This is a genomic window from Bacillus sp. FSL R5-0434 (assembly GCF_038004745.1).
In the GTDB taxonomy this organism is placed as follows: Bacteria; Bacillota; Bacilli; order Bacillales; family Bacillaceae; genus Bacillus; species Bacillus halotolerans.
Genome location: NZ_JBBORV010000001.1, coordinates 198129 through 211112, shown reverse-complemented (window position 1 = coordinate 211112; position 12984 = coordinate 198129). Strand labels below are relative to the sequence as shown.

Annotated in this window: 10 protein-coding genes and 2 pseudogenes; all 12 read right to left on the bottom strand. The window is 41.7% G+C overall.

The window, feature by feature from the left end:
- Nucleotides 1–18: 18 nt before the first annotated feature.
- Nucleotides 19–102: pseudogene (locus NYE43_RS01190) on the bottom strand (TlpA family protein disulfide reductase); the annotation flags it as partial.
- A gap of 4 nt (nt 103–106) precedes the next feature.
- Entirely contained in the window at nt 107–622 is a 516-nt protein-coding gene (locus tag NYE43_RS01185) for a HEAT repeat domain-containing protein (protein ID WP_101860228.1), read from the bottom strand.
- Between the two features lie 228 nt (nt 623–850).
- A pseudogene (locus NYE43_RS01180) lies at nt 851–1038 on the bottom strand (glutamine--fructose-6-phosphate transaminase (isomerizing)); the annotation flags it as partial.
- 139 nt (nt 1039–1177) lie between these two features.
- Entirely contained in the window at nt 1178–2350 is a 1173-nt protein-coding gene (locus NYE43_RS01175; RefSeq protein WP_341060652.1) for an MFS transporter, read from the bottom strand.
- 129 nt (nt 2351–2479) lie between these two features.
- Nucleotides 2480–2782: an ArsR/SmtB family transcription factor gene (locus NYE43_RS01170; RefSeq protein WP_024120036.1), complete on the bottom strand. Its 303-nt coding sequence runs from the start codon at nt 2780–2782 to the stop codon at nt 2480–2482.
- A gap of 216 nt (nt 2783–2998) precedes the next feature.
- Nucleotides 2999–3361: a DUF2294 domain-containing protein gene (locus tag NYE43_RS01165; protein WP_003241432.1), complete on the bottom strand. Its 363-nt coding sequence runs from the start codon at nt 3359–3361 to the stop codon at nt 2999–3001.
- Between the two features lie 56 nt (nt 3362–3417).
- Complete coding sequence (locus NYE43_RS01160; RefSeq protein WP_339235529.1) at nt 3418–3708, bottom strand: DUF6407 family protein; 291 nt, start codon at nt 3706–3708, stop codon at nt 3418–3420.
- Between the two features lie 63 nt (nt 3709–3771).
- Nucleotides 3772–4290, bottom strand: coding sequence for a carbonic anhydrase (locus tag NYE43_RS01155; RefSeq protein ID WP_339235527.1), 519 nt, complete (start codon nt 4288–4290; stop codon nt 3772–3774).
- A gap of 76 nt (nt 4291–4366) precedes the next feature.
- On the bottom strand, nt 4367–6988 hold the full coding sequence (locus NYE43_RS01150) for a DUF2309 domain-containing protein (RefSeq protein ID WP_341060650.1): 2622 nt from the start codon (nt 6986–6988) through the stop codon (nt 4367–4369).
- A gap of 14 nt (nt 6989–7002) precedes the next feature.
- Nucleotides 7003–8520 (bottom strand): NADH dehydrogenase subunit 5, encoded by a 1518-nt coding sequence (locus tag NYE43_RS01145; protein ID WP_341060648.1) that lies wholly within the window; start codon nt 8518–8520, stop codon nt 7003–7005.
- An 867-nt stretch (nt 8521–9387) separates the two neighbouring features.
- The gene (gene glmS, locus NYE43_RS01140; protein ID WP_101860234.1) at nt 9388–11190 is read right to left on the bottom strand and encodes a glutamine--fructose-6-phosphate transaminase (isomerizing); all 1803 of its coding nucleotides are present in this window, start codon (nt 11188–11190) and stop codon (nt 9388–9390) included.
- 429 nt (nt 11191–11619) lie between these two features.
- Complete coding sequence (gene glmM / locus NYE43_RS01135; protein ID WP_044162156.1) at nt 11620–12966, bottom strand: phosphoglucosamine mutase; 1347 nt, start codon at nt 12964–12966, stop codon at nt 11620–11622.
- Between the last annotated feature and the right edge of the window lie 18 nt (nt 12967–12984).

The window sequence follows — 12984 nt, the reverse complement described above, 5'->3', positions numbered from 1 at the left end:
ACCGTTTGCCATACATACTGACAAGAATGTCAAATCATTCTGTGATTGATTCAACCAGGGCAAATGAATTGGCCATTCTTTTATTATTTGTTCAGCTTTCATCCTTTCAATCCTCCTTATCTTTAAGCTGAAAAGCAATCAGCTTTCCTAATGCCTCTTCAGCCGCAAACGGAGCAACCATTCCTGAAGGATGTTCATGCTCATGTTTTAGGCATTCATACATCTTCGGTTCAATGTAAGAAGGATCGATCCATGCAATACACCAGGATGCCCAAAAACGAGATTGTCCTTCACTTTCTTGAGCGATTTTGATGACAAAGGGCAGACTGGCCTTCCCGATTCTCATAAGTGAAATGGCCGCAGCCATCCTTGTATCTTCGGCATGACTTTTTAATAAACATGACAGTTCCTCCGCTGCTTCACCCGCACCTTCCCCAAACTCGCCTAAAACGGCCGCCGCAATATTACGCAAAGAACCTTCCTCTTTTAAGGCCTCAACCAAAACAGGTATTGCATCTTGTCCTGATTTCTTTAGCTCCCCTATCGCTTGAACAATTGTGATCTCATTTGTATTCGCTAAATTCTGAACAGACAACGACAATTCATCACCATTTGATTTCATAAAAGAGCCCCTCTCTCGTTTGATAACAGATACTCAGCATATTTTCCACAAAGATATATCAGTAAGCGCCTTAACTTCCAATTAACTTACAAATACCACAAACACTGTAAATACTCCTGTGAGGAGCTAATAAAACGACTAACAAACTGACCATTTTGACATCATATATACTACTGTTAACTTGTTTGTCAGTTAGTATCAGTAATACTACTATAAGAATCTCGGCTGCCCTTTGAGTGAGATGATGCAAGTGTTTACTCCCCAAGTGGCAACTTCCTTGACATTTACGCGGATGTTGAGGTTTACATGCTCTTGTGTTTCCAGTTTTCGAGCAAGGCAATCGTGCCGTACTTCACCTCGCCGTCGGCAAAGCCTTAAGAAATCTCTTTCAGTTTCAGTGCGCCTTCGACACATACAGAACGATGTTGGCCCTTGGAAGGCTTATGGACTGACTTTGAACAGCTTATAAAAAAACACCCGCTTGTATTTACGAGCGGATGTTAGATCTTTCGAAATGAACCCATTGAATTTTAAACAGTAAAACAAAGCAGTATATTATTGATTAATATCTTTTAGCGCCTGTTTCGGTTGTGAATGAAAAATCATCAATGATGCAATAATTGCAATCATAACCCCTAATGCACCAATCCAGGTAATCGAGGCCAATGATACGTTTTCTACAAAAACCCCTCCTATCCCTGCGCCGACTGCCATGGCTAATTGCATCATTGACTGATTCATGCTAAGCAAAACACCTGACATTCCCGGTTCTATTGTGGCCAGGTGAAATTGTTGTGTCGGACCGGTAGACCATGCGGCAAACGACCATAATATCAGAATCACCAACACTCCGATATGGGAATGGGTGACAAGTGACAGCAGAATCAGTGTGACGATATGCAATGTCATCCCGCCAACGAGTGTAAAGGGCACTCCCCATTTATCGGTGCTATATCCCCCAAACTTTGATCCAACCAAACTGGCTATTCCAAATATAAGCAAAACACCGCTAAGCAACTTGCCGCTAATTCCTGAAATGTTCAAGAGATACGGTGACAGATAGGTATAAGCAACAGAATATCCCCCAAGCCAGAAGAAAGTGATTGATAATCCCATCGCCACTTTCCGTTTTCTGAAAAGAGCAAGCTGTTGAAGCAAAGGTACAGGTTTATCCCCTTCAGTATGCGGAAGAGTAAAGAATATAACGGCCATTGCGATCAATCCCAACAAAGCAATTGCACCAAATACAGACTTCCAGCCTAATGCTACTGCTATCATTCTTCCAAGCGGAACACCAATGATTAAAGAAGCGGTAAATCCCATAACGACCGTAGCGATGGCACTGCCCTGCTTCCCTTCCGGCGCAATCTTAGCGGCAATCGTTAATGCGGTTACAACAACCACACCTGCTCCCATCGCCATAATGATCCGCGCTGCAATAAACCAACCATAACCAGGCAGAACAAAGGCCAAGATATTGCCGAACACAAACAAACCGAGAGCATAAATCATCAATCTGCGTCTATCCATACTTGCTGTCAACGCCATGAGTACGGGTGTTAAAAGAGCATATACAAGTGAAAAGATCGTAATGAGCTGGCCCGCGGCGGCCAAGGTGATCCCGAGTGTATGCGCAATGTGATCCAAAATACCGGAAATGATGTACTCTGAAGTTCCGACTAAAAAGCTGACAATGGCTAACATATAAATTTTCCAGGTGTTTGACATAAACATTCACTCCTTAATTTTTATTAAAACAACATATCACGAATTATCGATATGTTAATTTAAAAAATAAACACATCGTAATATGTCGATATGTATGGCGTAAAAATAAACATCTTTTGATGTTTATTTTTATATCTCTGTTTTAAGAAAGTCCGCAAGTTTCCCAATGGCTTCTTCATCTCTTTTGTAATAAGTGTACTTTCCGATTCGTTGAGCCTTAATCAGGCCGGCTCTTAAAAGGATAGTGAGATATTGGGAAGCCGTTGATTGCGTCATTTTCAATTTGTCTGTTATTTGACTGACACATACCCCGATTGTGTTCATATCAATCCCTTCATGGGGTGAAAAATGACGATCAGGTTCCTTCAGCCATTGCAAAATTTGCAGCCTTGATTCATTTGATAAGGCTTTGAATACTTCAATGGGTTCCATATCGTTTATTATATCGTTATATTCCGATATGTCAATTCGTTTTTTCGTTTTTGATGACTGACTTCTTTTTAGACATTAAAAATCTGAAGACTTATTTCAGTTCAGTTGGAGGTATTACAGAACTTAACTTTCGCATATCTACTGTTAGATTGACCATTAGAAAGCGCTGCTTTATATATACTTTGCTCTCATTCTGCTTTTTTATCTCTCCAAATATTATAGATTTTTCTCAAGATCATTACATAATTTAAATACCATCACTCGTTCGCCTGTCCGAGAGCTTAAATCGGTATGAAAACTTTTCACTTCTTCTCCAGTTATCGTTAGGATAATATCCTTTAGACCCTCTATCCCTGATTCAACTAGCTCCGAACGAGTTTGTTTGATAGATAACATACCCTCTTTTGATCCACAAACTGCATATTCTGCTGGTGTTAAAATTCCTTTTAAATTAACGATGATCATATCCCGCAGTATATCAGTTTTAACAGATACAGACCCACGCCCAAGATAATCCTTCTCCCATTGCGTAATGGACTTACTGATCTCTGATTCAATAGAACCTTTCGTTTTTTTCATATATAACACATCTCCTGGCAAAATAATTGGCATATTCTATTAGTTATTTCGTCTCATTAATATTCTCTTACAACATGTCCTTCATATACACCTTCAATATCCAAATCAGTTGTGCCGTTTCTTGTGACCGCTACAATTTTGGATAACACATTTTCTTCCATCATAGAGTGTACATGCAAAAATCGAACGCTCCCTAAATGGGTTTCCTCAACTTCTTCATAAGATTTTAAATGATAAAAATGAATTGCTTTTCTTATTACTTTTTTCATACATTCCATATTTTCTCGATCAAACGAGCTCATTTCCTCTATTGTTTTCGTGACAAAATCAGTTATACTAGCGCCCATTACATTCTCCTTAAATCTGCTTTCTCCCCATATATGGGTGTAGAAGCTGACCACTTCACTCCATCATGACAAGCAATGATCAGGTAAGGCTTGACCTGTTTTAGTAGAAGGAACCTCCACAATTGAGGATTCCCCATCCTTATGATCAACGATTAAACCTCTGACTTTAACATATGACGGCACCAGTGGATGTTGACGAATGATATCAACACTTTTTTCAATACCATTGCTTTTTTCATTTAGCCATTCATCGACTGTACCGCCTAAAAATTCAGGCTTGCAATTTTGAAAGAGATAATCCAATGTTTGTATTTTATCTTTCATTGTTTCAAGTTGAGTTAGTCCATGACCTGTTGAAGTCTGTTTATCTTTTGTTCCTACTACAAAGACCTCCTCAACATCTTCCTGGTAAATCGCAAAAATAACAGACCTCATGATTTCTCCATAAGGATGTGAGATAGCGGCACCATAGCTTTGGATAGTCAACATATTTTCTGCTGGAGTGTTAGTCACTTCTTGTAAAATAGGCTCCAAGCCGTTTTCAATGTCCGTCAAAAATAATACTTTTTTATCTACATTCATATAACACACCTCTTCCTTATGTTTATCATTTTTATATTGAGTAACAAATCCATTTGAGAAATGTTTAGATTCATCATTACCAGCTTTCCCAACATCCTTCTGGATCAATACTAGCCAGTCGAACCCATCCATTTTGAACTTTTTGCAGAAATACTGGGTCATTATTTAATAACCGTTCTACATGCTGTCTAGGCGCTTGGATAACAATCAACAAACGAAGAGGAGAATGATAAGCCTCATGGTCTGATTGCATGACCGATTGCCAAGGCAGTCCGGCTAACAAGTCACTTGCATTCCCCTGCATCACTCCGAGACCTGCAGTAACGGTTTGAGTTGCTTTATTTCCGCTGCCATAATAATGGGGTGCTACTGTTGATGCGTAATATTGTAAATTAATCCATTGGGCCACAGTTCCAGGTCCTGCAATAATATTTGCTAGGAGATCACCGCTTTCATCCTGCTTCCAATCATAATTATGAAGGAAAGCTCTTCCTTCCAAATCACAATCCTGTGTTAGTTCACGTTGGCCGATAATAAAAGCGGCATTACGAGCCAGTCCCCATTCCGGACGTATCTCACTCCAATCTTCCGCAAATCGGTGTGCCTCAGCCTTCGGGTTTTTAAAGTTCGATTGGACATTCGGTAATTGGGCCAGTCGTTCTGCATTTGCATGATGTTTTACTTTCGGCATAACAGCTTCAATATGATCAAATGCTTCCTGTGCAGCTTCAGAAAGCTCTGGCACATAAATCCAATGTAATTCATCCACCGTTGTATTATGTTCAGCGGCAGCGAACACCGTATTCTCAGGGATTTTCATTCCTTCAGTTAATAGAGCTTCTCTTACCTCTGAAAGATTACATAAAGCAGCTAAAACTCTTGCATTGAATCCGCCGGCCGCTCCACCGCAGGCACCACAATCAAGAGCCGCGGCATAAGGATTATTGGTGCTTTGACTGCCATGTCCGCAAATCACGACTAAGGGTGCAAAATTCTCTGTTAATCCCATCATTTTTAGTGCTTGCCGAGCATAGTTCACTTTTTCTTCTTCAGTAAAACCCACTGGTATCTCTGCCTCTGTGTCATTAACATGATGAAGCGAGAGTTTTGTATCAGGTTTCCGTAACCAAGTCTCACGAAGATTACGAATAAAACGTTCTGCTCTTCTTGGCGCAAAGCTGCGTGCCACCATTTGCAAACTAAGCCAAGGTCCACTTAGCTCAGGTAGAAGTAAGCTCGTAAGTACATTCTGTTTCATCTTTTTAAATGTATAGCTTAAGGAATGAACTGCCTGCTTGCGTTGGTTGTATTTTTCGAGTACATCTTCATCTGCGAACTCTTTTATTTTGTTTTGCGGTTTTTGTATGACCGGCAAAGAGGCATGACTGTGTTTACTGCCAAGTTCACAAGTTGCAATCGGCACCCCGAAGAAACCAGCAACACCAATCGTTTCAAACGGGCCTGCTTTTTCTAGTTGACGACGAAAAGGCTCTGATCGTACATCGATACAGAATGCGAATTGAGCTAATGCAGATTTTTTACCGTTGGTTTCACGTTGTTTCGAGATGATCTTCTGACTTAATCGATCAGTGTGTGTTTGCTCCCATGCTTCTAACCAAAGTTTCCTGCGAAGTTTCTCATCAAAGCTGTAGGCAAATGATAAATATTCGTTTTGTTCATTGGCCGGCATCTGTGACCATTCCTCTAATGTAAGGCCCCCCCAATGTATCCAAGCTGCTAAAAGGGGAGTAATCGAAATTTTTTTCTCAGATCGTTGTTTATTAGTCAAAGGTAAATAAGGCTTTATAAGGGCCCATTCCATGGATATTCGAACTGCTAAATATTCTGTTAGAAGTGCATGTTCATGGCTCGATTGTTGGGAGCGCCAAAGCATCATCCCTGCCCATCCGGGTAAGGAAAGTAAATGGCCTTCAAGATAACGCTGTATCTCTGATTCAGGGATTTCTAGTGCGAATAACGCTTCTTGTAAAGCCAAGTGTGCCTCTTGCGGCCAACCTTTTAACCTTTCACGCTGCTTTTTACTAAGTGCTGGATCATACTGAATGAGATGCTGCCAGGCACGATAGAAACCTTCCTCACGGTTGGGCATTGTCCAACCTGCTTGAGAGTCATCAAGATATAATTTACTCCACTTAATGACATGATGATCTAGTATATTGACTACCCTTTCACCATCCTGATTCTCTATATACGAACTGATTGGCTGCATAAAAACATTTTCGATATGATCCACTCCACTGCATTCATTCACCAATTTCTCCAGCTTATGTGATGATAAAAGGTCGGAAGGCAGTGGTTCTAATTTTAATCCAGCATGACAAAATCGCTCTGCCACGTCCCGTGGGATGTGATAGGAATGTGAATCAAGCCAACGCTGCAGCCCCATTTCCACAAAATCTTCATCAATCTCACCTTTATTCTTTGCTGAACGGATCATAGACGCACTAGGGTATATATCAACATCGCGAGTGTTTTTCAACCAACTTGCAACCTGATCAAAAGGTTGGTTTTCAAGTCCCATCCACGGATTACGTGCAGCAAATGTAGAAATAGGCCAAAGTGGCGCAATCACTCGGCTGGCAGATGTAATGAAAACGTTAAGATCCCTTTCTTGAACATCAATATCTGTATCTATCTTTTTTACATTATCTTTCGTTAATACGGATGTAATGCCCATCTCAGATTAGCTCCTTATGAAATATATTGTTTAAGGTAGTCTGGGTGACTCTCTACTGACTTTGGTTTTGCTTCACCTAATCGAACTAACCAAAGATAGAGTACCGCGAAAAAAACGGAAGAACGATGACGAGCAACCCACGTACCTAAAGCACTGCCAAATAGTAAGAGACATACGACAATCATGACAGCTGACATTGGAGGTTGAACACTTTGAAAAATGGTTGTATGCAGCCACTTATAGAAAAGGTTATGAATGATAAAATATACGAGGGCTGCTCCTCCTAAAACAGTTAAGCCGGCAATTCGGCCAATTCGGCCCTCTCCAAAAGCGACAAGCTGAGTCCAAGAAACGGACAATGACCACCCTAAGATCAGCGCACTAATGAATTGATACCCCTCTCCAGGAGCAGCGAGCCAAAAAGCAACGCCTATAACTAAGGATAAAATCCGACCAGCCATGACCCATAAATAGGATGTTCTTTCATTAGTACGATCCGATACTTCATGACGCCCTACTGCTGAACCAGCTTGTAGAAACAACGTAGCTTTGAATAAACCATGTAAAATAAGATGAATAATGGCTGCGATATAGGCTCCTAATGCACACTGAATGAGCATAAACCCCATTTGTGCAATCGTGGAGCCTACTAGCTGGCGTTTATAGTCAACCTGGACCAAACTAATACCAGTTCCAATCAATACAGAGATGCCAGCAAGCAGAAGTAAAATAATCGATGCTATACCACCATTAAATAGAGGTGAAAATCGAGTTAGTATAATCCCGCCTGCATTTACTAAACCTGCGTGCATAATCGCAGAAACAGGAGTTGGAGCAACAATAGACTCAATTAACCATCTGTGGAATGGCCATTGAGCCGCAGGAATGATCACTGCTAATACAATCAATAGATTAATCCCTGTTCTCTCCCATGCCCCCAGTTGAGCTAAGCTTTCATTTGTTAAAACCAATGATAACTGCCATTGACCTGTGACTTGAAAAAGCCAAACTATCGCGAAAAACAAAGAAAGCCAGCTTAACAAAAATAATCGGCCAGTAACCTTGGCTGCTTCACTAGCGACTTGCCAAGCACTGTTTAACCTAATAAGCAGGGTTAAACCGACAAGAGTTGCTCCCCAAGAAATAACCATCAAGCGGAGGTCACCACTTAACCACGCAATTGAAGCAGCACCTGTAGTGAAAGTAAAAAGCGTAAAATATTTTCGATAAGATCGATCACCCATTAAGTAACGTACAGAAAAACGCTGAATGATTAGGCCAATTGTCAAAACAAAGAAGGTCAATAACCAAGCTAAGGAATCGAAGTACCAAGGGCCAACATTCCCATTCACACTCCTATTGGCAAGAATCACTAAGGAAACCAACGGCGGTAAAGCCAAGATACCAATATGAATGCGAACAAAACCCAAGGATACGCGAGGATGTAAAAACAATAGTCCACTTATCCCAGAAGCAATAAGCGTAATAAAAAATAATGTTAACAATGATGACAAACTCAGCGAAACTAACATTTCAAATTCTCCCTTTTTAAAAGTCGTTATTGCTCAAAAGACCTTTAGATCAGATCATATTTTCTATAATTTATATCTCTATTTTTTCCCAATAAAAAAGCCGACAATTTCAAAATTTCAATGATGTTTTTAATCATTGAATCTTGAAAATTGTCGGCTTCACTTCAACTAACTTCTGCGAAGTTTTTTGAAGAGCTACCTTATTATTGGTCATTTTACTATATGCTATGTTTTAACTTCCTTCTAAAGGAATGAAATCATCGCTACATTTTAATATAGTGCTTAATTATCAAATAAAATCGACTTATGTTTCTCCTCCATTTAAATTAGGATACTTTTTCATCCTGTCAAGATTAGTTGAAAGAATGCTAAAGACCTAATAATTTAACAAACGAAAATAAACATCTGGGCCGATTATTAAGTTAAGTATAAGATATGCTAAATTTTAAACATTGTCAACCAAAACTCATATTCTCATTCATTGGAAATCAAATTTGATGTCGGAGTTCAGAGAATGCAGTATCAAACTTCCTCCCTACATGGTAACTACATTTCTCTTTAATAGATTCGGAAAAATGCTTGTATCTTTTATTCGGTTCGGATGTAAAGTGAAATATCCTCAACCTCTTGGACAGTGAGTACAGCTTCAATGAATTATTGCTAATTCTTCTGACCAATGGTACATATTTTTTGAATCTTGACGTGATTAAATGTTTCGTTGCTGCACACCTGTCCTCATCATTGTTAAATGAGATCCATACAAAATCACCTGTTAAAATAAAAATATCCGTTCACTTATAAACGAACAGATGTTAGCTCTTCTATAAAAAACCCCTTTGGCTAATAACCAAAGGGGTTAAACATTTATTATTCCACAGTAACACTCTTCGCAAGGTTACGCGGCTTATCAACATCACAGCCGCGATGCAGTGCAGCATAGTAAGCGATCAGCTGCAATGGAACAACAGATACCAACGGAGCAAGCGCTGGGTTTACTTCCGGTAATACGAATCTGTCATCCGCATCGTCTAAGCCTTTCAGTGAGATGATGCATGTGTTGGCTCCGCGAGCGGCAACTTCTTTGACGTTTCCGCGGATGCTTAGGTTTACGTGCTCTTGTGTTGCCAGTGCGAATACTGGTGTTCCTTGTTCGATCAAGGCGATGGTGCCGTGCTTCAGTTCGCCGCCGGCAAAGCCTTCTGCCTGGATGTAAGAAATCTCTTTCAGCTTCAATGCGCCTTCGACACATACGAAGTAGTCGAGGCCGCGTCCGATGAAGAAAGCGTTTCTGGATACAGTCAGGTATTCACGAGCGATCATTTCCATTTCGTCTTTCTGGTCGCAAAGGGCTTCCATTGCGTTTGCTGCGATACCGAGTTCTTTGACTAGATCAAACCCGATATCGATGCTGTTTTTGTCAGCAGCTACAGATGCAAGAACCGCAAGAACTGCGATTTGTGCTGTGTATGCTTTTGTTGACGCAACAGCGATTTCAGGGCCTGCATGAAGCAGCAATGTATAGTCAGCTTCACGGGAAAGCGTTGATCCCGGTACGTTTGTGATCGTCAGCGCTTTGTGTCCGAGTGCTTTGACTTGAACAAGAACCGCGCGGCTGTCTGCTGTTTCTCCGCTTTGAGAAAGGAAAATGAAGAGCGGTTTCTTAGACAGAAGCGGCATGTTGTAAGAGAATTCACTCGCTACATGCACTTCAACCGGCACGTTTGCCCACATTTCAATGTATTGTTTACCGACAAGTCCTGCGTGATAGCTAGTTCCGCAGCCAATGATATAGATGCGGTCCGCTTCCGCTACAGCCTCAGCGATATCGCCAGGCACAGACAGTTTGCCGTTTTCGTCTTGGTACGTTTGGATGATTTTGCGCATCACAACTGGCTGCTCATCCGTTTCTTTCAACATGTAGTGAGGGTACGTGCCTTTTTCGATATCACTGGCATCCAGCTCAGCGATATAAGACGCACGTGAAATAACGTCGCCATCAAGGTTTTTGATAACAACTTGATCATCAGTCACGATGACCATTTCTTTATCCATCAGCTCTACATATTCGTTTGTAACTTGAAGCATTGCCATCGCGTCAGACGCCACGACGTTGAATGTATCTCCAAGTCCAACTAATAGAGGGCTTTTGTTTTTCGCTACAAAAATCGTTTCTTTGTTATCGTTATCGAATAAAGCAATTGCGTAAGAGCCTTTTAACAGTGTAAGTGTTTTGCGGAACGCTTCTTCTGTATCAAGTCCTCCGTTGACAAATTGCTCGATTACTTGAACGACTACCTCTGTATCGGTATCACTTTTGAGCTCTACATCTTGTAAATAGTCCTGTTTCAGCTGAACATAGTTCTCGATCACGCCGTTATGAACAAGTGTAAAGCGGCCCAGTGCGCTTTGATGCGGGTGAGCGTTCAGATAGCTTGGTTCGCCGTGTGTTGCCCAGCGAGTATGGCCAATTCCTGCTTTTGCTCCTACATTGGCATCCACAACTTCACGAAGATCGGCAATGCGTCCTTTTTCTTTAAACACATGGATCCCCTGTTCGTTGGCAACTGCGATACCCGCAGAGTCATAGCCGCGGTACTCAAGCTTCTCCAATCCTTTTAACAAAATTTCCTTCGCATCAAGCTGACCGATATAACCTACGATTCCACACATAATTTCTTCCTCCTAAGATTGTAAAAGGAGACGAAGAAAGTCATTTTTCAAGGGGACTTTCAATCGTCCCCTCCTACATGTTTTATGGAAGATCATGTGATTTCCCTTTGTTCAAGGAGTCGCCTCCTTGGTTTGAAGAAATCCTTACGGCTGTGATCTGCATACTCAGCCGGGAGGCATCCGCCGAAAAATCGATAACCTCCATCCTCGTCAACTAAGCCTTTTTTCGGGCGCTTAGTTCGGGCGCTATAATTATAAGTGAAACAAAATCCCGTCTTTCCTGCCTCTAGAAAACAAGAACAAGACAAGCTTGATTTTACAGCATGTGCCAAGAATGGTCAATTGTTTTTTAAACAACTTTGCCGCCTGTCTCACAATTATTATATGTGAGTCGCACTTGTCTTGTTCGCTCTCTGTTTATAGTTTTCGTTACTCTAATCCCATTTCTGACCGGACGACTTCAACAATGCGATTAACATATTCATCGCACAGTTCTTTCGTCTTCGCTTCAGCCATCACACGAACGAGCGGTTCAGTGCCAGATGGGCGCACTAAAATCCGGCCGTCGCCGTTCATTTCTTTTTCAACCTCAGAAATAACGGCTTTTACTTTTTCGTTTTCTTCGACTTTATATTTATCAGTTACTCTCACATTGACTAAAAGCTGCGGAAACTTCTGCATTTCAGCCGCAAGCTCTGACAGCGGCTTGCCTGTCGCTTTTAATGTATTCATCAGCATAATGGCGGACAATAATCCGTCACCTGTTGTGTTGTAATCAAGGAAAATTAAGTGGCCAGACTGTTCTCCGCCGACATTGTAGCCGTCTTTTTTCATCGCCTCTACCACGTAGCGGTCGCCGACAGCCGTCTGCACGCTCTTTATCCCTTCTTTTTCAAGCGCTTTATAGAAACCGAGGTTGCTCATGACTGTGGAAACAACCGTATCATCCTTTAAGCGGCCCTCTGATTTCAGGTATTTTGAGCATATGTACATAATTTGGTCGCCATCAACGATATTTCCTTTTTCGTCGACTGCGATCAGGCGGTCGCCGTCACCATCGAACGCAAGGCCGATATCAGCATTTTTCTCTTTTACAAACGCACTGAGTGCTTCAGGATGAGTCGATCCGACTCCGTCATTGATGTTTAATCCGTTCGGAGAAGTTCCCATTGTCGACACGTCTGCGTCTAAATCGGCAAACAAGTGTGTCGCAAGCGATGACGTCGCTCCGTGTGCGCAATCAAGCGCAACATGAATGCCTGTAAAATCTTCGTCGGCAGTCTGTTTTAAGAATTGCAGGTACTTTTGGCCGCCTTCAAAATAGTCGTTTACAAGTCCCAAGTCAGCTCCAACCGGTCTTGGCAGCTTATCCTCCGGTTCATCCATCAGACGCTCAATTTCAGCCTCCTGTTCATCAGAAAGCTTAAATCCGTCTCCTCCAAAGAACTTGATTCCGTTATCCTGCACTGGGTTATGAGAAGCAGATATCATGACGCCCGCCTCTGCATCCATCGCTTTTGTTAAATAGGAAACACCAGGTGTAGAAATGACTCCCAGACGCATGACTTCTGCGCCAATTGATAAAAGTCCGGCGACAAGGGCTCCCTCCAGCATATGGCCGGAGATGCGTGTATCGCGGCCTATCAGCACTTTTGGACGTTGTTTGTCTTTTGTCAGCACATACCCGCCGAAACGTCCGACTTTAAAGGCCAGCTCAGGCGTAAGCTCGCTGTTGGCAACACCTCTTACACCATCTGTTCCAAAATACTTGCCCATTTTATAATCGCTCCTTTT

What these genes read in the sequence shown, in the direction of transcription:
- NYE43_RS01185 (WP_101860228.1), bottom strand. Translation starts at nt 622, where the DNA reads ATGAAATCAAATGGTGATGAATTGTCGTTGTCTGTTCAGAATTTAGCG.
- NYE43_RS01175 (WP_341060652.1), bottom strand. Translation starts at nt 2,350, where the DNA reads ATGTCAAACACCTGGAAAATTTATATGTTAGCCATTGTCAGCTTTTTA.
- NYE43_RS01170 (WP_024120036.1), bottom strand. Translation starts at nt 2,782, where the DNA reads ATGGAACCCATTGAAGTATTCAAAGCCTTATCAAATGAATCAAGGCTG.
- NYE43_RS01165 (WP_003241432.1), bottom strand. Translation starts at nt 3,361, where the DNA reads ATGAAAAAAACGAAAGGTTCTATTGAATCAGAGATCAGTAAGTCCATT.
- NYE43_RS01160 (WP_339235529.1), bottom strand. Translation starts at nt 3,708, where the DNA reads ATGGGCGCTAGTATAACTGATTTTGTCACGAAAACAATAGAGGAAATG.
- NYE43_RS01155 (WP_339235527.1), bottom strand. Translation starts at nt 4,290, where the DNA reads ATGAATGTAGATAAAAAAGTATTATTTTTGACGGACATTGAAAACGGC.
- NYE43_RS01150 (WP_341060650.1), bottom strand. Translation starts at nt 6,988, where the DNA reads ATGGGCATTACATCCGTATTAACGAAAGATAATGTAAAAAAGATAGAT.
- NYE43_RS01145 (WP_341060648.1), bottom strand. Translation starts at nt 8,520, where the DNA reads ATGTTAGTTTCGCTGAGTTTGTCATCATTGTTAACATTATTTTTTATT.
- glmS (WP_101860234.1), bottom strand. Translation starts at nt 11,190, where the DNA reads ATGTGTGGAATCGTAGGTTATATCGGTCAGCTTGATGCGAAGGAAATT.
- glmM (WP_044162156.1), bottom strand. Translation starts at nt 12,966, where the DNA reads ATGGGCAAGTATTTTGGAACAGATGGTGTAAGAGGTGTTGCCAACAGC.